Origin of the sequence: Micromonospora musae (assembly GCF_003626635.1) — a bacterium.
Classification (GTDB): domain Bacteria; phylum Actinomycetota; class Actinomycetes; order Mycobacteriales; family Micromonosporaceae; genus Micromonospora; species Micromonospora musae.
Genome location: NZ_RAZT01000024.1, coordinates 52,644 through 79,030 on the forward strand (window position 1 = coordinate 52,644; position 26,387 = coordinate 79,030).

Genomic DNA, 26,387 nt, shown 5'->3' on the forward strand with positions numbered 1-26,387 from the left:
GGCGGCGGGAACCGGCGGCTCCACAAAGAAGGAGAGAGGCCGCCACGGGGGGAGCGGCCTCTCTAGTGACGTAGGTTACTCCGTCGAGGTCCCACGCGTGATCCCGCGTCGGCCTCTTTTTTTCGCGCTTCGTCCCCCGGCCGGTCACCGGACGGTCGCCGGCAGGTGCCGACAGGCCTACCTGCGATAATGTGGGAGCGCTCCCGCATCGTGGGCGCCCGGCGCACGAGGAGAACAGATGTCGATGCCCACCCCACGGCGAGCCCCGCTGCGGTTCCCGGCCGGCTTCGGCTGGGGCGCGTCCACCTCCGCCTACCAGATCGAGGGGGCCACGAAGGACGACGGCCGGGGCGAGTCGATCTGGGACACCTTCAGCCGGACCCCGGGACGCGTCCGCAACGGCGACACCGGCGACGTCGCCGCCGACCACTACCACCGGTACCGCGACGACCTCGACCTCATGCGCGACCTCGGGCTGCGCAGCTACCGGTTCTCCATCGCGTGGCCGCGAATCCAGCCCGACGGCACCGGCGCGCCCAACCAACGCGGCCTCGACTTCTACCGCCGCCTCCTCGACGGCCTGCACGAACGCGGGATCACCCCGATGGCGACCCTGTTCCACTGGGACCTACCGCAGGCGCTCCAGGACGCCGGCGGCTGGGAGTCGCGGGACACCGCGTACCGCTTCGCCGAGTACGCCGAGACGATGTTCCGCGCGCTCGGCGACCGGGTACCGACCTGGCTCACCGTCAACGAACCGAAGACGGTCGTGCAGAACGGCTACCTCTCCGGGCACCACGCACCCGGCCGCCAGGACCCGGAGGCCGCCTACCTGGTCGCCCACCACCTGCAACTCGCGCACGGTCTGGCCGTACGGGCGCTGCGCGCCACCGGCCCCGGCCGCATCGGCCCGGCGCTCAACCTGCACCCCTGCTACCCGGCCGACGACTCCCCCGAAGCGGCGGCCGCCGCCCGGCTCTACGACGGGTACGAGAACCGCCTCTACCTCGACCCCGTCCTCACCGGCCGCTACCCGCACGACGTGCTGGCGGACCTCGGGGCGCAGAGCCGAATGGTTCAGGGCATCGCCGACGGCGACCTGGAGGTCATCTCCGCGCCCATCGACATCCTCGCCGTGCAGTACTACACCCCGATCTACGTCACCGCCCAGGGCGGCACCGCCCGACGCCATCCGACCTCGGAAGCCGAGTGGCAGCAGATCCACCCCGAGGGCATGTACGACATCCTCACCCGGGTCACCCGCGACTACGGCCCGATCCCGATCACCGTGACGGAGAACGGACTGCCCACCCCGGACACCGTGGGCACCGACGGCACCGTCGACGACGCGGGACGCGTCGCGTTCCTCCGTGACCACCTGGCCGCCGCACACCGGGCGCTCACCGACGGGGTGCCGCTGGAGAGCTTCCACGTCTGGTCCCTGCTCGACAACTTCGAGTGGGCCGAGGGGTACGACCAGCGCTGGGGCCTGGTGTACGTGGACTATGCCACCCAGCGGCGCATCCTCAAGCGCAGCGCCCACTGGTACCGCACGGTCATCGCCGACAACGGCATCTGAACCCCGGACTCGGCGCCCCGAGCCCGGGGCGCCGGGCTCGGGACAGCCGACCGTTCGGGCCCGCGGCGTCGCTCAGCGCGGCAACGCCTGCTGCAGCTCGGCCCGCAGCGCCGGGGTGAGCATCTCCCCCGCCTGCTTGGCGAGCCGGGCCATCTCGTAGCCCACCACGCCGATGTCGGCGTCGGAGGCCGCCAGGGTGGCGAGGATCGAGCCGTCCCGCACCTGCATGACCAGGAAGTAGCCACGGCCCATCTCGACGACCGTCTGCTTGACCACGTCCCCGTCGAACATCTGCGCCGCGCCCGAGGTGATGCTCATCAGCCCGGAGGTCACCGCCGCGAGCTTGTCCGCGTTGTCGCGGGGCAGGTGGTCGGAGATCGCCACCAACAGCCCGTCCGAGGAGACCACCGCCGCGTGTGCGACACCCGGCACCCGCTCGGCGAAGCCACTGACCAGCCAGCTGAGGTCACGCGCCTCCTGACTCAACGTCGTCACTGTCGTCCTCCTTCGCCGTGCCCGCCGGTCGGCGGCACAGGTATCTCGGTGGTGTCCTCCGCCTCGGCCCGCCGTACTCCGCTGTAGAGGCGGGAGAGCATTCCGCCGACCGCGTCCGGATCCGGGTCGTGCGCGTTCGGCCCCGGCTGGGGTCGTACCGAACCGTGCATCGCGGCGAGCTGCGCCATCGGCACCCGCGTCGGCAGCCCACGCGCGTTCACACCCCCGGTGACCGGGGGCGCGGCCGAGGCGACCGGTCCCGGGGCCTTCGACGCCGGCGGCCCCTGCCGGGACCACCAGCTGCCGCCCCCGTCAGCGGTGGGGGGAGCGAGCACGTCCTCGGCGCGTACCGGCAGCGGTCGGCGCTGGCGCGGCACCGCGACCGGTCGGCGTCCCGCCACCGGCAGGTCGATCGCACCGGCCGACGGGGCCGCAACGTACCCGGTCGTCAACATCCGCGCCGGGATCGCCGCGTCGAGCGGCTCCGCCGGCGCCGGCGCGAGCAGCACGCCCGGCAGCTGGAGCACAGCGACCAGGCCCCCCTGCCCACCGTGCAGCCGCACCCGGACGCCGAGCCGGGCCGCCAGGTGGCTGACCACGAAGAGACCCATCCGCTCGACCGTCGCGACGTCGGCGGCCGGCGGCGTGGCGAGCACAATGTTCGCCTCGGCCAGCGCGGCCGGGCTCATCCCCAGCCCCCGGTCGGTGATCTCGATGACGGCGTCCGCTGCGTCGGCGCGGGCGGTCACCGAGACCACGGTGTCGGGCCGGGAGAAGGCGGTGGCGTTCTCCAACAGCTCGGCGAGCAGGTGCACCAGCTCCCCGACGGCGTGACCGACGATGTGCAGGTCGGCCACCGACTCGTGCCGGACCCGCTGGTACTGCTCGATCTCCGCGGCGGCGGCGAGCAGGACGGCGCCGAGCCCGACGGGCCGCTGCCACCGTCGGGTGGACTCGGTGCCGGCGAGCACCAGCAGGCTCTCGTCGTTACGCCGCATGCGCGCGGCCAGATGGTCCAGCTTGAACAGGTTCTCCAGCTGGTCCGGGTCGTTCTCCTCGCGCTCCAGATCGTCGAGGAGTTCGAGCTGCCGCTCCACCAGCACCTGGCTGCGCCGGGCCAGGTTCACGAACATGGCGTTGACGTTGCGCCGCATCGAGGCCTGGTCGACGGCCACGCTCACCGCACTGCGGTGCACCGCCACGAAGGCCTCCGCGAGCTCCCCGATCTCGTCCAGCGAGCGGACCACAGCCGGCGCGACGTCGATGTGCGGCACGCCGCCGCTGACGGTTCGCAGCCGGTCCAGGGCGTCCGGCAGCTCCACCTGCGCGATCCGTAGGGCCTGGCTGCGCAGCAGACGCATGGACCTGGCGAGCGACCGGCCGATGAGCAGCGAGATGAGCACTGCGACCAGGAGCACCGCGACAATCCCACCGGCCACCAGCAGCGTCGTCCGCAGCTGCCCGGTCGCGGCGTCGTCGGCCTGCCGGACCGCGTCGGCCAGCACACTCTCCTCGGCCTGCCCCAGCAGCTCCTGCCGCCGCTCGCTCGCCGCCCACCACTGCGCGGCGGGCAGCACCGTGGGCGTCACCCCGGTCGTGGGCAGGCTGCGCTCCTCCAGCTCGGCGGCGGCGGCGAACGCCGGGTCGACCGACATCTGGTCGTACCGGCGGACCTGCTCGGTGGTGGCAGCCACCCGGAACGCGCCGAGCGCGGTGAGCTGCTGCGCCCGAAGGTCGGAGAGGACGACCTGGTCCTCCGAGCCGTACCGGCCGGCCCGGGCCGCCGCGTAGAGCTCGGCGCGGATCCGGGAAGCGAGCTCCTTGACCCGCGCGAACTGCACGTAACGCAGCACGGCGTCGCTCAGTGCCGGACGGTCCTGACCCGGGTTCGGCTCGGCCAGCAGGTCGAGCAGCGCACCGACCGCCCGGTGGTAGTTGCTCAGGATGGTGTCGCTGCTGAGCACCGCGGGCGGCACGGCAGGGCGGATGTAGACGACCCGGTCGTACGCCTCCAGCACCTCGGAGAACGCCACCCGCCAGGACGCGTCCGCGTCCGCCAGCGGGTCCGCCGCCCGCCGCAGGTCCGCGATGGCCTGGTCGGTGGCCGCCCGCAACGGCTCCAACTCCTCGATCGCGGCGTTACGGTCGGCCGAGCCCGCCGCCCGGCGAAGCTCGGCGAGCTCCCCCGCCGTTCGGTCCCGCTCCTGCTGGATGCGGTGCACCGCCGTGGTGATCTCCCGACCGATCCCGACCTGCTCGGCGAAGTCGCTGAGCACGGTGGTCTGCCCGACCAGGGAGCTGGTCTGCACGCCGGCCAGGACCAGGAACGCCACCGACGGCACCACCAGGACGGTGGCGAGCTTGGTCCGCAGGCGCCAGTCGCGCAGCCGCATCGGCGAGCGGCGCCGGTGCGGCACGACCCGTTCGTCGAAGCGACGGCGGTGCTGACCGGCCATCGAGCCGAGTGCCGGGCCCGCACCTACGCGCACGCTGCCTCCTCCTCCCCTCGCGTCCACCGCGACCGGGGAGCGGAATCCATCCAACCAGGCGAGGGAGCGGTGTCAACGGCTCGAGCGCCACCGAGGCTCAGGAAGAATACGGTGAGCGGGATCGACCTGTCGCGGTCGGTGAGATCAATTCATCCGTCCGGCCGATGTCGGCCAACTCGACGGCCACCTCGAACCGTCCCAATGCGACAAGCGCCGCACCGGTCGCACCGATCTCCGGATTCCGCTGGTGCGACACGGCGCGCGGGCTGAGCGCCGCGGCGAACGCCTGCCGCCACCAGACCGACGCGGCCATCGCCCCGCCGCCCAGCACCACCGCCACCTGCCGCTCGACAGTGGACTCCAGCACCTCGAGGTCCCGCGCCACCAGGTCGCAGAGGCCCTGCATGAGGCCGGCGAGGATGTCCACCGCCGTGGTGCCGAAGCTCAGCCCGCGCAGCTCGCCGCTGCCGGCCGGCGCCAGGCCCGGCGGCCGGTCTCCGCCGTAGCGGGGGTCGGCCGGGCGGCCACCACCGGGCGGGATCAGCGCCAGCGCCGCGTCCAGCTCGGCGCCGCCGGGCAGCTTCAGCTCCCGATTGGCCCAGGCGAAGAGGTTCCCACCGCAGGAGTACGCGGCCCCGGTCACCACATGGTCATGGTCGACGCGGTAGCGCCACAGCCGCTCGGGCAGCCGGGGCAGCTCCTGCCCGGCCGGCACCCGTTGCATCAACCGCACCGCCGCCGAGGTGCCGACGGTCACCGCCGCCCGGCTCGGTTCGACGCAGCCCGAGCCGACGTTCGACGCGCCGCCGTCGCCCACCACGGCCGTCCAGCCCACCCCGGCCAGCTCCGGCCACCGCTTCGCCTGCTCGGGTCGCAGCCGCCCGCGCCACTGCATCGGGGCGAGCTCCGGCAGTTCGCCGGGGCGCGCGCCGGCCAGCCCGAGCGCCTCGTCGTCCCAGGTGAGCGTCCGCAGGTCGAGCAGCCCGGTGCCGGAGGCCTGGGAGATCGACATCGGCACCTCTTCGAGCAGCTGGCCCAGCACGTACTCGACCAGCCCGGCGAAGCTCGCCACCCGGCTGCCGGTCCGCTCGCGCAGCCACGGCAGCCGCAACGACCAGTAGCCACGGTGCCACCAGGTGCCGGTGCGCTGGTGGTAGTCGTCGGGGTCGGCCGGGCCCGTCATCGACGCCGACGCCACCGGCCGGGTGTCGAGCCAGGTGAGCGCCGGCCCGAGCGGTTCACGGGCGGCGTCCAGCGGGAGCACCGAGTGCCACTGCCCGGAGACCGCGACCAGCTCGACGTCGCGCAGGTGCCCCGCCTCGGAGAGCTCGTCCAGGCAGTCGACCAGACAGGCGACGTAGTCCGGGCTCTCCAACGTCCCGGTGCCGTCGTCGCCGACGGCCAGGCTGACCTTGCGCCGCGCCAGGGCGCCGGGCAGGGGCTGGGTGTCCTCGTCCAGCACCAGCCCGCGAACCGACGAGGTGCCCAGGTCGAGCGCGAGAATGTCCATCGTCGGTCAAGTTACCCGCTGTACGTCCGGCGCAGGCATCGGTCGGGTACGGCGTACGCGGATCGGCTTCCGCGCGGGCCCGCGTACCCGTAGGGTGGGCGCATGCTCGCGCACCTCACCTGCTGGTGGCCCGCCGACCCGGCGGCCATCCCCCGCGCGTAGCTTCCACACGCGGCCGCCTGTCGAGGCGGTCGCCGGATCTCCCAGAGCCCCCAGGCCGCCCGCACCGGGCGACGCCCGACTCCAGGAGAATCCGATGACCCACCTGAGCGATCTGCTCGCCGCCGTCTCCGCCGGCGCCGACCCGGGCCCGTTCGCCCTGATCCGCCGGGCCGACGCCGACGGGTTGGAGCTCTTCGCCGGTCCGGTCCGCACGGTCGACCGGCTCGCCGACATCCCGCTGCCCGAGGGCGCGCCCGGACCGCACACCCTGGCGCTGGTGCCCTACCGGCAGATCACCGAGCGCGGCTTCGCCTGCGTCGACGACGGGATGCCGTTGGAGTGCCTGCAGGTCGAGCGGTACGAGCGGATCGAGCTGACCGAGGCGCTCGCGGCGCTCCCCGACCGCCCGGTGCGCACCAGCGGCGCGGCCTTCGACGTCACCGACGAGGAGTACGCCGCCGCTGTCGAGCGGGTGCTCACCGAGGAGATCGGCCGGGGCGAGGGCGCCAACTTCGTCATCCACCGCACGCTGACCGCCACCGTGCAGGACCCGCCGCTGGTGGCCGCGTTCGCGGCGCTGCGCCGGCTGCTGCTGGCCGAGCGGGGCGCGTACTGGACCTTCGTGGTCCACACCGGCAGCCGGGTGCTGGTCGGCGCGAGCCCGGAACGGCACGTCAGCGTCGACGACGGCCTGGTCATGATGAACCCGATCAGCGGCACCTTCCGGCACGGCGACACCGGCCCGGAGCGCGCCGCGCTGCTGCGCTTCCTCGCCGACCGCAAGGAGATCGAGGAGCTCTACATGGTCCTCGACGAGGAGCTGAAGATGATGGCCGCCGTCGCCGAGGAGGGCGGGCAGGTGGTCGGCCCGTACCTGAAGGAGATGTCCCATCTGGCGCACACCGAGTACCTGCTCGCCGGCCGGGGCACCCGCGACGTCCGGGACGTGCTGCGCGAGACGATGTTCGCGCCTACGGTCACCGGCAGCCCGATGGAGAACGCCTGCCGGGTGATCGCCCGGCACGAGCGCACCGGGCGGCGCTACTACGGCGGGGTGCTGGCCCTGCTCGGCCACGACGACGCCGGCCGGCAGACCCTGGACGCGCCGATCCTGATCCGCACCGCCGAGATCTCCCCCGCCGGGGCGCTGCGGGTGTCGGTCGGGGCCACCCTCGTCCGGCACTCCTCCGCGTCCGGCGAGGTGGCGGAGACCCACGCGAAGGCCGCCGGCGTGCTGGCCGCGCTCGGGCTCGGTCCGCAGGCGGCCCGGTCCGCCGGGGAGCCGGCGCCGCGGCTCGCCGACGACCCGGAGGTGCGCGCCGCGCTCGCCGCGCGCAACGCGCCGCTGGCCCGGTTCTGGCTGGACCAGCGGGCACCGGGCGCCTGCGTGCTTCCGGTGTTGGTCGGGCGCTCGGCGCTGGTCGTCGACGGTGAGGACACCTTCACCGGCATGCTCACCCACCAGCTGCGGGGGCTCGGCCTGGCCGTGACCGTGCGGCCATGGCACGCGCCCGGCCCGCTGGACGGGTACGACCTGGTGGTGGTCGGCCCGGGCCCGGGTGATCCGGGCAGCATGACCGATCCGAAGATGCTGGCCCTGCGCGCGCTGCTGGCCGGGCTGCTGGCCGCCGGACGGCCGACCCTCACGGTCTGCCTGGGGCACCAGTTGCTGGCCGGGCTGCTGGGGCTGCCGCTGCACCAGCGAATCGCCCCCTATCAGGGGTTGCAGCGGGAGGTCGACCTCTTCGGCACGCCCCGCCGGGTGGGTTTCTACGCCACCTTCACCGCCCGCGCCGAGGCCGACGGTCTGGACACCCCGTACGGCCGGGTGGAGTTGGCGCGCGACGGCGTCGACGGCGCGGTGCACGCGCTGCGCGGGCCGGGCTTCGCCGGGGTGCAGTTCCACCCGGAGTCGGTGCTCAGCCCGGACGGGCTGGAGGTCCTGGCCGAGCTGCTGCCGGCGCTGCTGCCGCCGACCGCCGGTCGGTTCGAGTCGACGGGCGCGACCGGGTCCACGGCCTAGCTACGGGCCGGCGGTCGGGCGGGGCGTGTGCCCCCGCCCGGCCGCTGGTGGCTCAACCGGCGAGGCCCTTCTTCACGGCGGCGCCGATCTGGACCGCGCGCCGGGCGGTGAGCGCGGTGGCGGTCAGGGCGATGTCGTCCGGTGCCGTCTCGCCGTTGTTGCTGGTGTGCGAGGCGCCGTACGGGTTTCCGGCGATGAACTGGCTGGTGTCGGTGTAACCGGGGGTCACCACGATCCCGCCCCAGTGGTAGAAGACCGAGAAGAGCGACGTCAGCGTGGTCTCCTGGCCGCCGTGACTGGTCGCCGTCGTACAGAACGCCGAGCAGACCTTGTTGACCAGGGCGCCCTGGCTCCAGAGCGGGCCGGTGGTGTCGATGAACTGTTTGAGCTGGGCGGCGACCACCCCGTACCGGGTCGGCGACCCGAAGATCAACACGTCGGCCCAGGAGAGGTCGTCGAGCATCGCCTCGGGGACGTCCTGGGTCTCGAGGTGGTGGGCGTGCCAGCCCGAGTTCGAGCGGATCGCCTCGTCGGGCGCGAGTTCGCGCACCTTGCGCAGCCGCACCTCCGCGCCCGCGTCGCCGGCGGCCTCGCAGGCGGCCTGCGCCATCTGATAGGTGGTGCCGGTGGCGCTGTAGTAGATCACCGCTACCTTGACCCGGTCAGCCATCGGAACGTCCCCTTCCTGTGTCAGCTCCGGCGACTACCCGTCACCTTCTGCCACAAACGTCCCCGGACGGCGCTGGTCCGCCGGGATGTCGCCGACGGCGACTCGGTGCCCGCGCGGGTGCCTCAGGTCGCCGCGGCCGTCAACCCCGGCGACGTCCACGACCGCGCTCCGCCGGCGCGAGGGCCGGCGCGGCGCGGGGAGGGGCGGTCGGCCGGTCGCCGGGCGTCACCGCACGGCGGTACCGGCCGCCCGCCCCTCCCCGTTCCGGATCACGAGACCCGGTTACGCAGGTCGTCCACCTGCTCCTGCAGTCGGTCCGCCGCTCCCTGGTTGTTGAGGAACGTCGCGACCCCCGCGATGAACACCAGACCGAGGATCAACGCGATGATGCTGAGCGTGAGGCCGCCGATGGTCACACCCCGACCGGTCACGCCCGGCCGCTTGGCCATCCGGAGCCCGAAGACGCCGACGATGATCCCGATGATGCCGAGAATGATCCCGGCCCACGCAAGGATGGCCGTCAGCGTGCACACCAGGGCGGACACGCCGAACACCAGCGCGAAGGTCGCGGCGGTGCTGGTCTTGGCTGGGGTGCGATCGGCCCGGGACCGGGCCGGCGCGCCGCCCCGCATCGGCTCGCTGGACGCAGTCATGGCTCTCCCTTCCGCACGCGCGGTGCGCGTACTTGCGCCGTCGCATCCCCCCTCGCCGTGCCGTTATGCCTGTCCGTCGCGGGGACCCGAAGCTGTCGGTGGGCCCGCCTAGGCTGACGCGCGACCGGTGGAGGGGGATCCCATGCGGCTGACCGCGAGCGAGGCCCTCGCCCTGCGGATGAGCAGTCTCCTGCTGGGCCCCCGGCCCGGCCCGCATCCGCGCACGGTGGCCGAGGTGGTCGAGTGGTTCGGGGCGATGCAAGCGCAGGATGTGGCCAGCGGGATCTGGTCGCTCGGCGCCCGGCTGCCCGCGTTCACCCTCACCGACGTGCAGTCCGCGCTGGAACGGCGGGAGGCGCTGCGCACCTGGCCGATGCGGGGCACCGTCCACCTGGTCCCGGCCCGCGACGCCCGCTGGATGCTGGAGCTCACCGGCGTCCGTTCGTTGCCGGCCGCGGCGACCCGGCGGGCCGCCCTCGGCCTCGACGAGGCCGACGCCGACCGTGCGGTTGAGGTGCTCGGCAGCGCGTTGGCCGGCGGGCGGCTCACCCGGGCCCGCTGCCTGGAGACGTTGAACGCCGCCGGCATCGGCACCGACGGCCAGCGCGGCTACCACCTGCTCTGGTACGCGAGCGTGCGCGGCGTGACCTGCGTCGCGCCGAACATCGGCACGGAGCAGACCTTCGCGCTGCTGGACGAGTGGGCGCCCGACCCGGTGCGCCCCGAGCGGGACGAGGCGCTGGCGCTCCTCGCCCGCCGCTATGTCCGCTCACACGGCCCGGTGAGCGCCCGCGAGTTCGCGGGCTGGACGGGGCTGACCCTCACCGACGCCCGGCGCGGGTTCGCGGCGGCCGGTGACACCGTGGCCGCCGTGACGGTCGACGGGGAGGAGATGCTGGTCGACGGCGCGCTGCTGGACGCCGCCCCGGTGCCGGTCGACGACGTGCGGGTGCTGCCCGGCTTCGACGAGTACCTGCTGGGCTACAAAAACCGTTCGCTGATGCTCGATCCGGCCCACCGCGACGCGATCATTCCCGGCAACAACGGCATCTTCCAGCCCACGATCGTCTCCGGCGGGCGGGTGGTGGGCACCTGGCGGCGAACGATCGGCAAGACCCGGGTCAAGGTCGGGGTGACGCCGCTGGCGGAGCTGGACCGTTCCCGGACGGAACACGCCCTCGCCCGCTACGCCGAGTTCCTCGGCCTGCCGCTCGAGGTGAGCTGGGCCGACACCCCAGACACGCGCTAGCGCGGCCGGCCGGCGGGCGGCGAGAGGGAGCCGCAGGCGGGACCGTGCACGGCGGCGGGCCGGCGGGTGGAGGTTCCCGCCGACCCGCCGTGGGATCCCGTGACCGTGCTCAGCTCGCCAGCGCTCCGGCGGCCCGCCCCTCGTGCAGGGTCAGGTTCCGACCGTTGGCCGGGTCGAAGAGGTGGATCTTCTCCAGGTTGAACCAGACCCGCCGGTTCTCCCCCTCGGTCACCGACGACTCCGCCGAGAGCCGGGTGACCAGGTTCGCCCCACCGCCGGTGAGGTCGGCCGCGCCCGCGTCGGCGGCCAGCTCCTCCAGCTCGGCGGCGCTCGCCCGCTCCCCCTCCACCGTGAGGTAGACGTACTTGTCCGAACCCATCGACTCGACGATCTCCACCGGCGCCTCGAACTCCAGGCCGCGCTGTCTGGTCTCCGCGTCGACCAGCTCGGCGTCCTCGAAGTGCTCCGGCCGTACCCCGAGGATCAGCTCCCGGGGCGCGTCGGCCGCCTCCAGCTCCCGGCGGAGCCGGTCGCCGACCGGCACGTCGCCGAGCGCGGTCCGCAGCTTGCCCTCCTCGACGGCGGCGTGCAGGAAGTTCATCGACGGCGAGCCGATGAAGCCCGCCACGAAGAGGTTGCGCGGATGGTCGTACAGCTCCTGCGGCGGGCCGACCTGCTGCACCTGACCGCCCCGCATGATCACGACCCGGTCGCCGAGGGTCATCGCCTCGGTCTGGTCGTGGGTGACGTAGACGGTGGTGGTGCCGAGCTGCTTCTGCAGTCGGGACACCACCGTCCGCATCTGCACCCGCAGCTTCGCGTCCAGGTTGGAGAGTGGCTCGTCCATCAGGAAGGCCTTCGGCTGGCGTACGATCGCCCGGCCCATCGCCACCCGCTGCCGCTGACCGCCGGAGAGATTGGCTGGCTTACGATCCAGCAGCGGAGTCAACTCCAGGACCTTCGCCGCCTCCTCGACCTTGGAGTTGATGGTCTCCCGATCCAGCTTCTGCAGGCGCAGCGGGAAGGCCATGTTCTCCCGGACCGTCATGTTCGGGTAGAGCGCGTAGGACTGGAAGACCATGGCGATGTCGCGGTCCCGGGGCGCCTTGTCGTTCACCCGCTGACCACCGATGCGCAGCTCACCGGAGCTGATGTCCTCCAACCCGGCGATCATGTTCAGCGTGGTCGACTTACCGCAGCCGGACGGGCCGACCAGGATCACAAACTCACCGTCGGCGATCTCCAGGTCGACGTCGCGCACCGCGTCGGTCCCGTCCGGGAACCGCTTGCTCACCTTGTCGAGCACGATCTCAGCCACTGTTACCACCTGATCCCTTGGCTACGCACGTTTACCACCTATCCCTTGACTGCGCCGGAGGTCAGGCCGGAGACGATGCGGCGCTGGAAGAAGAGCACGAACAGGATGATCGGAACCGTGATCACCACGGCGGCGGCGCAGATCGCGCCGGTGGGATCCTCGAACTGGGACGCGCCGGTGAAGAACGACAACGCCACCGGCACCGTACGGGCCCGCTCGGTCGAGGTGAGCGTGATGGCGAAGAGGAAGTCGTTCCAGCAGAAGATGAAGACCAGGATCGCCGTGGTGAAGAGGCCGGGCGCGGCCAGCGGCGCGATGACCCGCCGGAACGCCTGCCCCTGGGTGGCGCCGTCCATCTTCGCCGCCTTCTCCAGGTCCCACGGGATCTGCTTGAAGAACGCCGACAACGTGTAGATCGCCAGCGGCAGCGCGAAGGTGATGTGCGGCAGGATCAGCCCTGGCCAGGTGTCGAAGAGCCCCACCTGCCGCTCGATCTCGAAGAGCGGGGAGACCAGCGACACCTGCGGGAACATCGCGATCAGCAGGGAGACCCCGACCAGCAGCTTCTTGCCGGGGAAGTCCAGCCGGGCGATCGCGTACGCGGCCATCGCGCCGAGCACCACCGCGATCAGGGTGGCGATCAGCGCGATGCCTATCGAGTTGACCAGGGCCCGGACGAACTGGTCGGTGGCGAAGATCGTCCGGTAGTTCTCCAGCGTCCACTCGCGTGGGATGAACTTCCCGTCCGTCAGCGTGGCCGGAGTCTTGAACGACAGCGACGCGATCCACAGCACGGGGATCAGCGCGAAGACGACCACGACGGCGTCCAGCAGGCCCCACCGCAGTCTGGCGCGCGTGGTGGTTTCGGTAGCCATCTCAACGCCTCTCGTCGTCCGAGCTGCCGGGGGCAGCGGTGCCGAAGAGCTTCACGAAGACGAACGCGATGATCGCCACCGCGATGAAGATCAGCACGGACATGGTCGAGCCGATGCCGAGGTTCAAGCCCCGGATCAGGTTGTTGTAGGCGAGCATCGACACCGACGAGGTCTCGTTGCCGCCCGCGGTGAGCACGAAGATGTTGTCGAAGACCCGGAACGCGTCCAGCGTGCGGAAGAGCAGCGCGACCAGGATCGCCGGCTTCATCACCGGCAACATCACCTTCGTGAACCGCTGCCAGGAGGTCGCCCCGTCGGTGGAGGCCGCCTTGAGCAGGTCCTCGGGCACCAGCGCCAGACCCGCCATCAACAGCAGCGCCATGAACGGGGTGGTCTTCCAGATCTCAGCGAGCATGATGATCGCCAGCGAGCTGGCCCGCTCGGTGAGCGGCGCCCCGTCGCTGAACAGATTGGCCAGGTAGCCGGTGCCGGGCGTCCACGCGTACCGCCAGGAGAAGGCCGCGACGACCGTCACGATGCCGTACGGGATCAGCGCGGCGGTCCGCACGATCCCCCGGCCGACCAGCGTCCGGTGCATGATCAGGGCGAGTCCCATGCCGAGCGCCAGCTCGACCGCGACGGTGACCACGGTGATCAGGGCGGTCACGCCGAACGCCGTCCACCAGAACTCGTTGCTGAGCACCGTGACGTAGTTCTCCAGCCCCACGAACGCACGCTCGTCGGGGAAGCGCAGGTCGAAGCGCTGCAGGGAGAGCCAGACCGAGTAGATGATCGGGTACGCCGTCACGGCGAGCATCACCAGCGCGGCCGGCGCGCAGAGCAGCCAGCCGAGTCTGCGTTCGGACTTCTTGTTCTCGCTCAACGGCGCCCGGCGGGGTCGGGACCGTTGGGTCGGCACGGCAGCGTGCCGCCCGTCGCCCCGGACGGCAGTCTGCTCGCTGCGCTCGCTCATGCCGTCGCCTCCCTTCGGTCGACGACACCATGAGACTCCACCGCACCGACCTGCTTGATTCGCTCGCTGCGCTCGCTCATGGCAGCACCCCCTTCGACTCGAGCGCGTCGGCGATGGCCTCGCGCAGCTCGTCCGCGGTCTGCTGTGGCCGGATCTGCGCCGGTGGCGAGAGCACCGCCGACATCACCGTCGAGATGCTCTGGTAGGCGGGCGTCAGCGGGCGGACCGCCGGCTCCTTCAGCTCCTCGACGATGGTGTCCCGCATCGGGTACGCCTCGGCCATCTCCGGGTCGGCGTAGACCTTCTCGATGGTCGGCGGCACGCCGTCGTTGATGGCGGAGAACTTCTGGTTCTGCTCGTTCCGGAGGCACTTGGCCACCTCACGGGAGAGCTCGGGGTGCTTCGAGTAGCGGCTGACCGCGAGGTTGACGCCGCCGATGGTGACCTTGCTCGGGGTGTTCTCGTCGATGCCCGGCACCCGAGCCCAGCCGACCTGCTTGGCGAGCTCCGGGTTGGCCTCCTGCATGGCGGGGTAGACGAACGGCCAGTTCACCTGGAACGCGCCCGCGCCGGACTGGAACTCCAGCCGCACCGGGTCCTCGGTGGCGTTGCTGAACGACGGCGAGGTCACGCCCGACGTGGCCAGCTTCCGCAGCTGCTCCAGCGCCCGTACGGTGCCCTCGTCCATCACGGCCTTGCCGCCGTCGTCGCTGAGGATCCGGCCGCCGGCGCTCTCCGCCAGGGTGTTGTAGAGGACGACCAGGCCCTCGTACTGCGCGCCCATGGTGAGGATCTGGTGCGGCTTGCCCTGCTGCTTCAGCTCCTGCGCGGCGGAGATCATCTGGTCCCAGCTCTTCGGCGGCTCGGGCACCAGGTCCTTGCGGTACCAGAGCAGCTGCACGTTGGTGTTCTTCGGCGCCCCGTAGAGCCGGTCCTCGTATTGGGCGGTCTCCAGCGGGCCGGCGAGTGTGCCCTGCTCCACCTCGGCCTTGTCCTGCCCGGTCCACTCCAGGATCCAGTCGGCGCTGGCGAACTCCTGGGTCCAGGTGACGTCCAGGCCCAGCACGTCCATGCCGCTGTCCTCGGCGGCGAGCCGGCGGACCAGCTGCACCCGCTGGTCGTCGGCCTGCCGGGGCAGCACCCGGTAGACGATCTTGTAACGGCCGCCGGCGGCGGTGTTGCAGGTGTCGACCACCTTCTGCAGGTTCTGCTCCGGCGGGTAGTACAGGTTGATCGTGGGTGTGCCGCCGTCCCCACCAGAACCGCAGGCCGTCAACGGCGCCGCCAGCGCCACCGCGGCGGCCGCCGCCACCGCACGCACCCGTGGTCGGCGTCGACGTACGGCATTGTCGGGCTCGTTCATCACCCCTCCCCCCTCTGCTCGGCCACGTGCCGGGGAGGCCACCGTGCCCGGCGCACGGCGAGACGGTCGGGGCTACGACCAGCGAAATGATCGACCCCGGACGTTTCGTGGCCCCAACACTGCCCGACCTGCGGAGCCACGAAACCTCACGCGATCAACCCCGCGGTGGCCGGGCAGTTCGTGCAACATCAGGGAAGTTGTCGCCCCCGACACATCCGACACGACAACTTCGGGGAAGTTGCGCGGTGCTGATGCCCACGAGGGCGGGCGAGAGCGGAAACGGTTCGCGGAAACGTCACATCGCTCCCGCAGAATGGCACGGTGATCGCGCACTTCAAGGACCTCTGCCTCGACGCGGCCGACGCCCACCGGCTCGGCGCCTTCTGGGCCGGCATCCTCGACGCGAAGCTGGTCGACCTCGGCGACGGCGACACCCGCGTCGACCCACGGGCGGCCCGCTCCGACGCCGAGTCGATCTGGGTGAACACGGTGCCCGAACCGCGTACCGGCAAGACCCGCGTCCACCTCGACCTGCGGATGGCCGACGCCGAACCGACGGCGCTGCTCGCGGCCGGGGCGACGCTCGTCCGCGAGCCGGACGCCGAGCTCGGCTGGTGGGTGCTGGCCGACCCGGACGGCAACGTCTTCTGCGCCTTCCCACCCGAGGAGGGCTCGCGACCGGGGCCGCTGGCGCTGGTCGTCGACGCGGCCGACCCGGTCGCGCAGGCCACCTGGTGGGCCCGGGTCGTGGGTGGCACGGTCGAGACCAGCGACGAAGGGTACGCGCGCCTGGTCGGCGCCGCCGACCTCCCCTGGGAGTACTGGATCTTCATGCCGGTGCCGGAGCGCAAGACGGTCAAGAACCGGATGCACTGGGACGTCGGGCTGACCGACCCGGAGCCGACCGCGCTGATCGAGGCGGGTGCGACGCTGGTGCGAGCGCGGGACGACACGATCGACTGGTGGATCATGGCCGATCCGGAGGGGAACGAGTTCTGCGCCTTCGCGCCGCGTCCCACTCAGTGAGCGACGACGCTACCCAGCGTCGGCCCGGTGCATTAGCTTTTTCCTAGCTCCACTGCCAGCGCGTACGCCGCCGACGTCGATACGCCTCCGGCCGACCCCACCCCGCCCGATCGGTTGGTTCTCCACGGAACACCCACCGCCGGTCCACCGGTTGGGCAGGATCGTCCGCAACGAGGAGGTGCCGTCGTGCAGGACACCCGCGCTCTCGCCCTGACGTTCGAGGTGAGCGGCCTGCCACCGGTCAAGACCGAGGCGCTGTCCATCTTCGCCGCCGGGCATCGGCAGGCGACGAGGGTCCGCGCCCTCCTCGAAGCGGCCCTGACGGCGGCCCAGCACACCGGCTGGACCCCGCTCACCGGGCCGATCGAGGTGGACCTCGTGCTGCGCTGCCCGCCGGGACACCGCACCTCCGACGCGAGCACCCTGCTCGGCGGGGTGTGCGCCGTGCTCCAGGACAAGAAGCGGGTGGCCAACATCGGCCTCGCCCACCTCGGCGTCCTCGTGGACGTCGCGCTCTACTCCGACGACCGGCAGATCCGCCGGCTGTCGTACATCGAAAAGCCGGCGGAGGACTTCTCGTACCAGGTGCGGGTGGCCGCCGTACCGAACGTGGTTTGACCGACGTCCGCGGTGGGGTACCGCGGACGCCGACGAAGGGAGCGCCGATGTCGGAGCCACATGTCACGCTCGACCCGCGCGGGCTGGACCCGGTGCAGCGGAAGCTGCGCGGCCCGCTGGAGGATCAGCTGACCTCGGCGCTCCAGGCAGCCACCGAACGGATCCGCGCCGGCTACGCCGGCGAGCCGGTCGAACAGGTCTGCCAACGGCTGCTCGACGAGACGCGAGCCGGCCTGCACCCGGACATCGCGGCCGGCTTCAACCCGGACATGGACGAGTTCTGCCGGGTCGCCGTGGCGATCGTCCGCGGCACCGCCGTCTGACCACTACCCGGCCCGGAGGCGCTCAGGCGGCGACCGGGTCGACCCGCCAGCCGGTCAGCGTCGGCGCGGAAACCTTCGCCAACTCCGCCGCATAGTCGCGCACCAGCGCCGGCAGCCGGTAGCCGGCCGGGTCGTCGCGGCGCAGCAGGTGCACGTCGGCGAGTTCCTCCAGTGCCTGCCAGACCCGGTGCACGCTGACCCCCAGCCGGGCCGCGCTCCGCTCCGGCAGAACCGGGGCGTCCGGCGCCTCGCCAAGCTGCTCCAACAACCGGCCGGCCACCTCGTCGGCGAACCGCACGGCGGCGACCCCCGTCGCGAGACGGGCACGCACCGAGAGGTCCTCGTACGCCAGCAGGTCCAGCCGGTCGCGACCGTCACGCAGCTGCGAGACCAGGGTGGCCACCAGCAGGTCGGGACGGCTCGCCAACCGTGACCCGGCGATCCGCAGCGCCAGCACCGAGCCGGCGCAGAGCCGCACCAGCTCGGCCGTCGCGGACGGGTCCGCGTTCAGCCGGTCGGCGTCGGCGAGCGTGGCGAGCAGCGGCCTCGCCTCCGCGACACTGAGCGGGTCAAGGTCGATCCGACGGACGCCGTCGAGGCTGCGCAGGTGCCGCTGCCCGGCGACGATCAGCGCGGGCCCGGGGCCGGCCGGAATCAACGGCCGTACCTGCTCGGCGCCGGTGACCCCGTCCACCACGAGCAGGAGGCGCCGTCCGGCGACCCGGGACCGCACCCAGCCGGCTAGCTCGTCGATCCCATACGGCACCTCGGCGGCCGGCACGCCGAGCGCACGCAGCACCCGGGCCAGCACCTCGGCGGGGGTCACCGACGGCCGGTAGCCGAGGTCGACGAAGACAACCCCACGTGGTGGGTGGCGTGGTCGAGGCCGGCGCGGGGGCGACGGTCGCGCTGGTTAGGGTGGGCCCACCGCGCAGCGGCGGGTCCACCCTTCCTCGTTTCCTAACTATGCGGTGGCCCGCCTAACCTATGAGCTCCGGCACCGATCGGTCGATGCTGATGGTCAGCGGACCGTCCGGCCGAAATCCCGGAACATTGACAGCCCGATCGACCGACGCCAACCACTCAGGGAGTGCCGACTCCACCAGGTCGATGGAGGTCGTCACCGGCGAGTATCCGATATTGAAGGCACGAATCTCGCCCCCTACCTCTATTTTGATGAACTGAAATTGAGAACTGGCGCGGTCGGCGGCACGCAGCGTCAACTCAGAAGTGTTCAGCGAGGTGACGAATTCTTCCGTTATACCGATCGCCTCGCGGCCGGCGCTTCGGTTGACGAACGCGAAGGAGTCAACGACCTGCTCGCCGCCCCGCAGATGCGACCTGAAGTCAGATGCCCCTTTCACCAAGGCGAGGTCGGTGGCAGACAGCCAGGTGGACTTTCTCAGGCAGAAGACCGGACCCTCCTCCTCCGGCTCGTTTCTCAGCGACGTGTCGGTCCGGTAGACCCCCGTGACAGAAACACAAGGACCCTCGTCAACCATGACCGTCAGCCAAGGCTGAAACAGCAGGCGGTCCCCGGAAAATGAGGCGCTAATCATTCGGATGCCAGCCAGTTTGGCCACCGCGACGCGCTTGAGTGTGCCAATGTTCTTTAGGAGACGAGGCGGTCGCATCACCATAAAGCCTGGGTAGCCAGCCTCCGAACCTTGACCCTCATCCATGGAACCATCCCTCCAATCCGCGCCTAGTCACTTGTATTCCGACATGTTCCCAACATACAATCCCTCGTTTGGATCCGTACCCTTCCGGACGGCGAAGATGTTGTCGTTCTTGTCGACGTAGAGATCGAAGTGTGATTCCTGACCAGGCAAGCCGTCCTTGACCGTGTGCGGGTCGACCCCGTTTCGCTTGAGCCACCGGTCGTCGCGCCTCGTCGGGTTGTCAGGCTTGGGCGTCTCCCAGCTTCCTACGCTGTCGCCATCACGCGGGGACTCGAATCGCTTCAGATCGTCCCACCAGTTCGATGCTCCGTGAGCGACCATCGCGACGCCACCGACGGCCAGGGCTCCGCCACCCAACGCGGCGGCGGCTCCACCAGCACAGGCCGCACCGGTGATGGGAGCGGTGACCACTCCCACGAGCGCCGGCACACTCGCGACGCATGCCGAGATGCCCCCAGCCACCATCGTGATGCCGCCACCGATCGCCGCGCTGCCGAGGATGATTTCGGCGGTGTCCACGGCGAGGTCAGTGAGGGCATCCGAATTGTGGTCGACCGATTCTGCCGCGCTTTCCGCGGCGTCGCAGACGTCCTGGGCCCAGTCCCAGCAGTGTCCGTCGATCTCGATGGCGCTGATGGGGTCGCCGCCGCCGAAGGCGTACCGGTTGCCGGTGAAAGGGCTGAGGCCGAGGCTCATGTCGGCCAGAGCACCGTTGTAGCTGTCGCGGGACAGGAACCTGTTGAGACCTGGGCTGTAGTCGCGGAAGCCCATGTCGTAGTTGCCGGAGGACTGGTCCCACCGCTTGGCGTTGAACCGGTAGGCGTTGTAGGGCTCCTTGGTCGGGTCTGCCGTGTCCGGCTTGTCGATGCCCGTGAACTGGGCGTCGTCGTTATTGCCGTACGCGCTGTAGCCGTAGGTGGCCTTGGTGTCACCGGTCTTGTCGGTCAGCGTCTCGACGTCGGTGTGCGGGTTGTAGCCGTAGCTGCCGCTCCTTCACTGGCCTTAAGCGGAGCGGTGCCTGCCGCCAGTACGACGACAGGCACCATCAACTCGACCCTATTCCTCCGCAGCGTCAGCCCGCTTTCGCAACTCCGCCGCTATGCGGTCCCAGTCTGGGCCGTGGTTGAAGAGGTCAGCCGCCGCTTCCCGCAGCAGAGACGAGTCATTGGGTCGCTGCAGGCAGGCCAAGCGATAGGCAAGGTTGCGGGCCCAAATTGGAAGGCCAGCGTAGTCGTCGTCGAGGACCGTTTCGAGCATACGGATGATGTCATCCGCTGGAGCGAACGTTACCGCTTCGAGAAACTCCAGTTCGACTTTCCCGAGGTCCGCCCGACCCTTACCCCAGTTGATCGAAGAGAGCAGCCGCCCCAGTTCCAATAGGTTTCTCACAGCCGTCCTAACTAGTTCAGCCAGTAGGTCCCGACATTCACCGAATTTGGTCCCGTCTGCACGACTCGATAGCCTATAGAGCTCCCGCCTACATCTACCGTGCGTGTCGCAGCCTGAGCACCTCGTCCACCCACCGGCAATACGCCTCCTCCCGATTTGTAACCCTTGCCCACCTTCAAGGGCCAAGTCGTCGGATCCTGCCCGTACGCGTGCCCCGGGTTGCCCTTGTAGATCTGCACGTCCTGGGCGTCGTCCGGAACCGGCTGAATCTTGATGGTCGGGTCGACCACCACCGGGTACACCCGCGCCGGATCGGCCAGCCAGCCCGCATCCGGGGTGACCGTGATCGTCGACCGGCCACCGGCCAGCGCCACCTTCTGGGTGACCTTCTCCGACCACACCTTCCCGTGCGGCGAGTTCTTGTCGTCCTTGTCGTCGTACATGAACGGCGGCGGCATCACGAACACCGGCTCACCGCCGCCCGCGCGCACGAACGCGATCGACCCGTCCTCGCGCTGCTGCGCCGTCAGCCCCGCGGTGCCCAGCGTGAACGTCCACGACACCGGCCCGGCCGGCACCTCGCGCAGGACGATCTCCTCCTTCAGCGCGGTCGGCGTGACGTCGTAGACCACGTCCGCGCCGCCGGCCACGCCGGCGTAGGTCACCGTCGAGCCCGACACCTTCGGCATGACCGCCTTCGCGGCACCCGACAGACCCAACTCGATGCTCCGGCCGTCCCACTCGAACCGCGCCAGCTCCTCGGAGCTGTCCCCGAACAGGCTGGTGAACGAATTCGTCCGGTTGCCCTGGACGTAACCCTTCTCGTTCGTCGGCCGCACCGTCGTGTCGATCGCCTGGTAACGGCCCTTGGAGTCCTTGTAGTGCACCGGCGCCGCGGAGATCTCCGCCTGCGTCCGCCCGTCGGACAGCTGATACGTCTTACTGTTCGCCGTCCGCTTGCCGGTCAACTCCTTGACCCGCTTCTGCGGTGGCCACACCTTCGCCGCCGGAGCCTTCTCGTGCACCGACAGGCCGGCGCTGATCACCTCCGGCCTCGGCCGGCCCGGTCCGTCACCGACCAGGCCCCGGGCAGCGTCGCCCAGCCGGTCGAACAGACCCGTTCCGTCGTCGTGGGCGCTCGCGCTGCCCTCTGGTCTCTGGTCGGACAGGACAGCCGTCCCGCCCACGGTGGCGGCCAACGCCATCACCAGGGCCGCGATCAGCGGCCCTCTCAGGTTCCTTCTCACCCGTTACCCTCCGGTCAAGGGCTGATACGTCGGGTAGAAGCTAGGAGAACGACATACACGCGCAGCTATCGTCCGGCGATCGCGGCGCGATAGCGCAGGCGCGGACCGAGCGCCGCAGCGGGGTGGGGACGGGACAGGGGCCGCCCCGCTCGGGATGAGCGGGACGGCCTCCGGGTGACGACGGTGAGCGTCAGTAGCGGTTGAGGTTCGCGTACGGGCTGATCACGATGCGCGGCGACAGCGCCGGGTTCAGCCAGCGCAGAATTGCCACCAGGTTGGTGTGCGAGACGGCCACGCACCCGGCGGTGGCGTTGCCGCTGCTGGTGCTGAACTCGTGCAGGAAGATCCCGCTGCCCGCGTTCGGCACCGGTGTCGGCACGTTGGGCGCCATGTTGTACGTGATCACGGCGAAGTGCGTGTACGCCGGCACCTCCTGCCACAGCGCCTCGCTGTATCCGCCGGGATTGGTGGCGCTGTGCTGGAAGGAGTTGTAGAGCGAGGATGCCGGGTTCTCGTTCCACCAGTCACCGCTGACCAGCCGGTGGTACGGGTACCGGACTCCAGGGTTGGCGGCGTTGCCGTACATGGTGGGCCCGATCGAGTAGACCCCGGTCGGCGTGGTGGCCACGCCCTCCGTGTGGTTGTCGCTGAATCCCTTCGACCCGATGCGAGCTGGCACCGGCGCGGAGACCGGCCACCAGCGGCCCCGCTCCTTCGCGTACGTCTCGAGGGTCGCGTAGGTGGTGGAGTAACTACTCCCGCCGACGATGATGACCTGTTGGGTCTGCGACGGCAGGGTCTTCAGCTGCGCAGCCCTGTTGCTGGGCGGCGTCACGTTCCCCCGCTTGTTCGTCGAGGACGCCACGCCGGTCGCCGTCCACCAGGTGCTGTCCCGCGTCCCCGCGGCGGCTGCGGCTGTCGAACCGACGAGGGCCGGAGCCGCCACGCCAGCGGCGGCGCCGAGCACGAATGTTCTCCGCTTCATATCGAACATAGTGACATACGAAGAATGTTCATGATGTCCCCTTAAGCCTGAGTTCCTGTCCAGCAGAGGCCCGGGACCGCTGTGCGGGTCAGAGGCGGGTCCGCAACTCCCCGGCCCTGGCCCCACCGTCCGGTGTGGTAGCGGACATCGCCGTGGTGAAGGCGCTGCGCGGCCCGCTGGAGGATCAGCTGACCTCGGCGCTCCAGGCAGCCACCGAACGGATCCGCGCCGGCTACGCCGGCGAGCCGGTCGAACAGGTCTGCCAACGGCTGCTCGACGAGACGCGAGCCGGCCTGCACCCGGACATCGCGGCCGGCTTCAACCCGGACATGGACGAGTTCTGCCGGGTCGCCGTGGCGATCGTCCGCGGCACCGCCGTCTGACCTTCGCCCGGGCCCGCCGGCGTCCGCCCCGGGTGGGCGGGTTCGGGTTACCGCGTGCCTGCGCGGCGGGTACGCCAGGTGTCGGTGATCGTTATGCCGACGAGGACGCCCATGGCGATGACATTGGCGAAGATCGGGGCCAGCGTGCTCAACGCCGGCGTCAGGACGATCAGCAGGGCCAGCCAGCCCAGCCGGGACCGGGAGAGCAGGCCGAGGAGCACGTACTCGGAGCCCATCCGCCCGAGCACGAAGAGCACCGGGCCCCCGACGATGAGGATCAGCCAGGTCGCGGGGGTAGTTCCGAGGGGTTGGTGGATGACGAGTTCCACCCCGGCCGACGTGGCGATCACCCCGGTGACCAGAACGGCGTAGACGTACCCCGCGAGTCGCACCGCGGCCCGCGGACGGCGGTGTGCCGACCGGTCGACGAACTTGTCGGACTGCAGCACGTAGATCTGCCAGAAGAGCAGCGCGGTGGCGATCGCAACGAGGAGGCCGACGGTCCGGGCAAAAGAGTACTCCGCGCTGCCGTACTGCAGCGTGGCCATCAGCCCCAGCTCGCCGAGGACCAGGATGGCGATCTGCTGGTACCGCTCGCCGAAGTGGACGCTCAGCTGGTCGTACTGGTCGAGTGGCACCCGCCCCTGCCACGGCGTCGGGTAGCGCAGCGCGGCGGCCAGGTAGTCGATGACGAGCGCACCGGCCCAGAGCGGGGCGCGCCAGGCCGGATCGACGAGCCCACCCACGAGCCAGAGCGAGCCGGAGACGCAGAACCAGAAGAGGAACCGTTGGGCCCGGGCGTGCGCGGAGCGTCGGCGCAGCGCGACGATGAGCAGGATCCCACGTACGAGGTGCAGGCCGACGTACGCGCCGGCGAAGAGCAGACCACGATCGCCGTAGGCATACGGTACGGCGCACGCCATCAGCACCACGCCGAAGACCGTGCTGGCTATCACGATCTGGATCACCCGTAGCCGGGGATCGTAGAACTCGGTGGCGAGCGCGGTGACCGACCAGGTCCACCAGGCGGCGAGCAGCAGGATGAGGCTCTGCCCCAATCCGCCCCAGCTCGGGTCCGCGGCGAACCGCATCGACAACTGCGCGAACATGGCGACGTAGAAGACGTCGAAGAAGAGCTCCAGCAGCGTCGCCCGTTTGAACGACCTGGGGTCACGTCGTACCCCGGAGGCCTCCGTGCTCGTCATCGATCAGCCGCCCCGCTGCCTCCGCTGACCTGTTCACGTCGAGGTCGTCGCGTTTCCCGAGGTGAGGCCCGCTCACCTGGCGGCCGCAGACTCGCGGCTCATCGCGACCAACGACGGGACTCTCGTCGAGTTACCGTCGCCTCGATCCGCCGCGACGACGACGCGCACGGTCACGGCGGCTGGTCGACAACTTGTGCAGCCGAGCCACGAGGGGCGTCAGTAGCGGCCGAGGTTCGGGAAGGGGCTGAGCACGATGCGCGGGGAGAGCGCCGGGTTCAGCCAGCGCAGCACGGTGACCAGATGGGTGTGCGAGACGGCCACGCACCCGGCGGTGGCGTTGCCGCCGCTGCGGCTGAACTCGTGCAGGAAGATCCCGCTGCCCGCGTACGGCACCGGCGTCGGCACGTTGGGCGCCATGTTGTACGTGATCACGGCGAAGTGGGTGTACGCGGGCACCTCCTGCCACAGCGCCTCACTGTTCCCTCCCGGGTTGGTGGCGGTTTGCTGGAAGGTGTTGTAGCGCGGGGAGGTCGGGTTCTCGTTCCACCAGTCGCCGCTGAACAGCCGGTGGTACGGGTAGCGGACGCCGGGGTTCGCGGCGATGCCGACATGGTGGGGCCGATCGAGTAGACCCCGGTCGGCGTGGTCGGCACGCCCTCGGTGTGGTTGTCGCTGAACCCCTTCGACCCGATCCTGGCCGGTGTCGGGGCAAGGCGGGCCACCAGCGACCCCGCACCTTCGCGTACGCCTCCAGGTCGCGTAGGTGTCGGCTTGACATCCCTCCGCCCTAGAGGACGGAGATTCCCTCCACGCTGCGCGTGGTCCGCGCGGCGTCTGGGTGGGTTACCGCTTCGCTGCGCGGTGCCGCCATCGCTGGTGGTCTGACCTGCGCTCCACGGTCGTTGAGGTCCGCCTGTCCAGCGGCCCTGATGTTCTTGGCGGCGTTGACGTCGCGGTCGTGGTGACTGCCGCACGGGCAGTCCCACGCTCGGACGTTGAGCGCCATCTTCTCGCCGATCCGTCCGCAGTCGGAACACGTGCGGGTGGACGGTAAGAACCGGTCCACCCGGGCGAATGTGCGGCCGTACCGCGCGGCCTTGTACTCCAACATGCCTGTGAACGACGCCCATCCGGCGTCGTGCACGGACTTGGCCAGCCGGGTCCGGCCGAGACCGGTCACGCACAGATCCTCGACATAGATCGCTTGGTTCTCGCGAACGATGGTCGTGGACAGTTTGTGCTGCCAGTCGCGCCGGGTGTCGGCCACCCGCGCGTGGGCGCGGGCGACCTTGACGACGGCCTTCTTGCGCCTGTTCGAGCCCTTCTGCTTGCGGGAGAGGGCCTGTTGCAGCCGCTTGAGCTTGCGCGCCGCGCGGCGCAGGAACTTCGGCGCGGCCACTTTCGTGCCGTCCGAGAGCACCGCGAAGTGCGTCAGCCCCAGGTCGATGCCCACCTCGGACTCGACCGGCGGCAACGTCTCGTCCTCGGCGGTCTGCACGACGAACGAGGCGAAGTACCGCCCCGCCGCGTCCTTGATGATCGCCACCGACGACGGGTCCGATGGCAAAGATCGCGACCAGCGCACATCCAAGTCGCCGATCTTCGGCAGTCGCAGGCGGCCATTGTCGAGAACTGTGAACCGGGAGTTCTTGGTGAACCGGATGGCCTGCCGGTTGTCCTTGCGGGACCGGAACCGAGGCGCGGCGACCTTGCGGCCCTTGCGCTTGCCCGACATCGAGGCGAAGAAGTTGCGGTACGCGGTGTTCAGGTCCGCGAGTGCCTGCTGCAACACCACGGCCGACACCTCGGAAAGCCACGCCCGCTGCGGAGTCAGCTTGGCCTGTGTGATGAGCCGCTTGGACAACTCGGCGTCCGACACGTACTTCTCGCCTGCCTCGCGTGCCTGCTGACGCAGACGCAGCCCATCGTTGAACACCACCCGCGCACACCCGAACGCCCGAGCCAAGCCGATCTGCTGGCCGGGCGTCGGATACACGCGGAAGTTGTACCGAAGCTGCACGAGAAGCACCGTACATGTTGCTTTAAGGCGTGTTTCAGAAGTCGTGGTGGTCGATGAAGGTCCCGGCGTGGCGGTGATCGACAACTGAAGAGGCCTCCGGTATCTGGTTCTGCGACCAAGCAAGAACTTCATACCGGAGACCTCGTGGCC

General features: G+C 70.6%; 25 protein-coding genes. 7 read left to right on the forward strand and 18 right to left on the reverse strand.

The annotated features are described in order from the left end of the window. Positions 1-238: 238 nt before the first annotated feature. Positions 239-1,579, forward strand: a complete 1,341-nt coding sequence (locus D7044_RS31380; RefSeq protein WP_120674030.1) for a GH1 family beta-glucosidase — start codon at positions 239-241, stop codon at positions 1,577-1,579. A gap of 72 nt (positions 1,580-1,651) precedes the next feature. Here D7044_RS31380 and D7044_RS31385 read toward each other — a convergent pair whose 3' ends face one another. The 3 genes from D7044_RS31385 to D7044_RS31395 form a co-directional block, all read right to left on the reverse strand. Further along, positions 1,652-2,074, reverse strand: coding sequence for a roadblock/LC7 domain-containing protein (locus D7044_RS31385; protein WP_120674029.1), 423 nt, complete (start codon positions 2,072-2,074; stop codon positions 1,652-1,654). Further along, a complete protein-coding gene (locus tag D7044_RS31390; protein WP_233565191.1) occupies positions 2,071-4,563 on the reverse strand; it encodes a sensor histidine kinase in 2,493 nt (830 codons plus the stop codon). The genes D7044_RS31385 and D7044_RS31390 overlap by 4 nt, the downstream gene beginning before the upstream one ends. Positions 4,564-4,660: 97 nt before the next feature. Beyond that, entirely contained in the window at positions 4,661-6,073 is a 1,413-nt protein-coding gene (locus tag D7044_RS31395) for an FGGY family carbohydrate kinase (RefSeq protein ID WP_120691060.1), read from the reverse strand. Between the two features lie 256 nt (positions 6,074-6,329). On the opposite strand from D7044_RS31395, the gene D7044_RS31400 reads away from it, so the two are divergent. Continuing rightward, positions 6,330-8,258: a chorismate-binding protein gene (locus D7044_RS31400; protein WP_120691061.1), complete on the forward strand. Its 1,929-nt coding sequence runs from the start codon at positions 6,330-6,332 to the stop codon at positions 8,256-8,258. A 52-nt stretch (positions 8,259-8,310) separates the two neighbouring features. Here D7044_RS31400 and wrbA read toward each other — a convergent pair whose 3' ends face one another. Both wrbA and D7044_RS31410 read right to left on the reverse strand, forming a co-directional pair. Continuing rightward, complete coding sequence (gene wrbA / locus D7044_RS31405) at positions 8,311-8,928, reverse strand: NAD(P)H:quinone oxidoreductase (protein ID WP_120674025.1); 618 nt, start codon at positions 8,926-8,928, stop codon at positions 8,311-8,313. 269 nt (positions 8,929-9,197) lie between these two features. Next, positions 9,198-9,581 carry a hypothetical protein gene (locus tag D7044_RS31410; RefSeq protein WP_120674024.1) on the reverse strand — a complete coding sequence of 128 codons (384 nt, stop codon included), beginning with the start codon at positions 9,579-9,581 and terminating at the stop codon, positions 9,198-9,200. A 142-nt stretch (positions 9,582-9,723) separates the two neighbouring features. Here D7044_RS31410 and D7044_RS31415 point away from each other — a divergent pair, with 142 nt between their 5' ends. Next, the gene (locus D7044_RS31415) at positions 9,724-10,830 is read left to right on the forward strand and encodes a winged helix DNA-binding domain-containing protein (protein ID WP_120691062.1); all 1,107 of its coding nucleotides are present in this window, start codon (positions 9,724-9,726) and stop codon (positions 10,828-10,830) included. A gap of 109 nt (positions 10,831-10,939) precedes the next feature. Here D7044_RS31415 and D7044_RS31420 read toward each other — a convergent pair whose 3' ends face one another. The 4 genes from D7044_RS31420 to D7044_RS31435 form a co-directional block, all read right to left on the reverse strand. Continuing rightward, positions 10,940-12,148, reverse strand: a complete 1,209-nt coding sequence (locus tag D7044_RS31420; protein ID WP_120691063.1) for an ABC transporter ATP-binding protein — start codon at positions 12,146-12,148, stop codon at positions 10,940-10,942. 38 nt (positions 12,149-12,186) lie between these two features. Further along, the gene (locus D7044_RS31425; protein WP_120691064.1) at positions 12,187-13,023 is read right to left on the reverse strand and encodes a carbohydrate ABC transporter permease; all 837 of its coding nucleotides are present in this window, start codon (positions 13,021-13,023) and stop codon (positions 12,187-12,189) included. A 1-nt stretch (position 13,024) separates the two neighbouring features. Further along, positions 13,025-13,996 (reverse strand): carbohydrate ABC transporter permease, encoded by a 972-nt coding sequence (locus tag D7044_RS31430; RefSeq protein WP_120691065.1) that lies wholly within the window; start codon positions 13,994-13,996, stop codon positions 13,025-13,027. A 76-nt stretch (positions 13,997-14,072) separates the two neighbouring features. Continuing rightward, positions 14,073-15,359 carry an ABC transporter substrate-binding protein gene (locus tag D7044_RS31435; RefSeq protein WP_120691066.1) on the reverse strand — a complete coding sequence of 429 codons (1,287 nt, stop codon included), beginning with the start codon at positions 15,357-15,359 and terminating at the stop codon, positions 14,073-14,075. A gap of 321 nt (positions 15,360-15,680) precedes the next feature. Here D7044_RS31435 and D7044_RS31440 point away from each other — a divergent pair, with 321 nt between their 5' ends. From D7044_RS31440 to D7044_RS31450, 3 genes are all read left to right on the forward strand, one after another. Further along, entirely contained in the window at positions 15,681-16,385 is a 705-nt protein-coding gene (locus D7044_RS31440) for a VOC family protein (protein ID WP_120691067.1), read from the forward strand. A 186-nt stretch (positions 16,386-16,571) separates the two neighbouring features. Beyond that, positions 16,572-17,003 (forward strand): RusA family crossover junction endodeoxyribonuclease, encoded by a 432-nt coding sequence (locus D7044_RS31445; protein ID WP_120674017.1) that lies wholly within the window; start codon positions 16,572-16,574, stop codon positions 17,001-17,003. 47 nt (positions 17,004-17,050) lie between these two features. After that, positions 17,051-17,326 carry a hypothetical protein gene (locus tag D7044_RS31450; RefSeq protein WP_120674016.1) on the forward strand — a complete coding sequence of 92 codons (276 nt, stop codon included), beginning with the start codon at positions 17,051-17,053 and terminating at the stop codon, positions 17,324-17,326. A gap of 22 nt (positions 17,327-17,348) precedes the next feature. Here the strand turns inward: D7044_RS31450 and D7044_RS31455 are convergent, their stop codons facing one another. From D7044_RS31455 to D7044_RS31480, 6 genes are all read right to left on the reverse strand, one after another. Then, positions 17,349-18,152 carry a hypothetical protein gene (locus D7044_RS31455; protein ID WP_120691068.1) on the reverse strand — a complete coding sequence of 268 codons (804 nt, stop codon included), beginning with the start codon at positions 18,150-18,152 and terminating at the stop codon, positions 17,349-17,351. A 154-nt stretch (positions 18,153-18,306) separates the two neighbouring features. Then, complete coding sequence (locus D7044_RS31460; RefSeq protein ID WP_147434749.1) at positions 18,307-19,008, reverse strand: hypothetical protein; 702 nt, start codon at positions 19,006-19,008, stop codon at positions 18,307-18,309. A 27-nt stretch (positions 19,009-19,035) separates the two neighbouring features. Beyond that, entirely contained in the window at positions 19,036-19,956 is a 921-nt protein-coding gene (locus D7044_RS32775) for an RHS repeat-associated core domain-containing protein (RefSeq protein WP_199716850.1), read from the reverse strand. A 108-nt stretch (positions 19,957-20,064) separates the two neighbouring features. Continuing rightward, the gene (locus D7044_RS33185) at positions 20,065-20,397 is read right to left on the reverse strand and encodes a hypothetical protein (protein ID WP_233565192.1); all 333 of its coding nucleotides are present in this window, start codon (positions 20,395-20,397) and stop codon (positions 20,065-20,067) included. An 11-nt stretch (positions 20,398-20,408) separates the two neighbouring features. Further along, positions 20,409-21,644 carry a hypothetical protein gene (locus D7044_RS31475; protein ID WP_147434750.1) on the reverse strand — a complete coding sequence of 412 codons (1,236 nt, stop codon included), beginning with the start codon at positions 21,642-21,644 and terminating at the stop codon, positions 20,409-20,411. Positions 21,645-21,834: 190 nt separating this feature from the next. Further along, entirely contained in the window at positions 21,835-22,629 is a 795-nt protein-coding gene (locus D7044_RS31480; RefSeq protein ID WP_158609270.1) for a L,D-transpeptidase family protein, read from the reverse strand. Positions 22,630-22,763: 134 nt separating this feature from the next. On the opposite strand from D7044_RS31480, the gene D7044_RS31485 reads away from it, so the two are divergent. Further along, positions 22,764-23,012 carry a hypothetical protein gene (locus D7044_RS31485; protein WP_233562925.1) on the forward strand — a complete coding sequence of 83 codons (249 nt, stop codon included), beginning with the start codon at positions 22,764-22,766 and terminating at the stop codon, positions 23,010-23,012. A 47-nt stretch (positions 23,013-23,059) separates the two neighbouring features. Here the strand turns inward: D7044_RS31485 and D7044_RS31490 are convergent, their stop codons facing one another. From D7044_RS31490 to D7044_RS31500, 3 genes are all read right to left on the reverse strand, one after another. Further along, entirely contained in the window at positions 23,060-24,217 is a 1,158-nt protein-coding gene (locus tag D7044_RS31490) for a low temperature requirement protein A (RefSeq protein WP_120691071.1), read from the reverse strand. Positions 24,218-24,433: 216 nt separating this feature from the next. Then, positions 24,434-24,820, reverse strand: a complete 387-nt coding sequence (locus D7044_RS31495) for a L,D-transpeptidase family protein (protein ID WP_120674007.1) — start codon at positions 24,818-24,820, stop codon at positions 24,434-24,436. Between the two features lie 184 nt (positions 24,821-25,004). Then, the gene (locus D7044_RS31500) at positions 25,005-26,237 is read right to left on the reverse strand and encodes an RNA-guided endonuclease InsQ/TnpB family protein (protein ID WP_120675167.1); all 1,233 of its coding nucleotides are present in this window, start codon (positions 26,235-26,237) and stop codon (positions 25,005-25,007) included. Positions 26,238-26,387 lie beyond the last annotated feature (150 nt).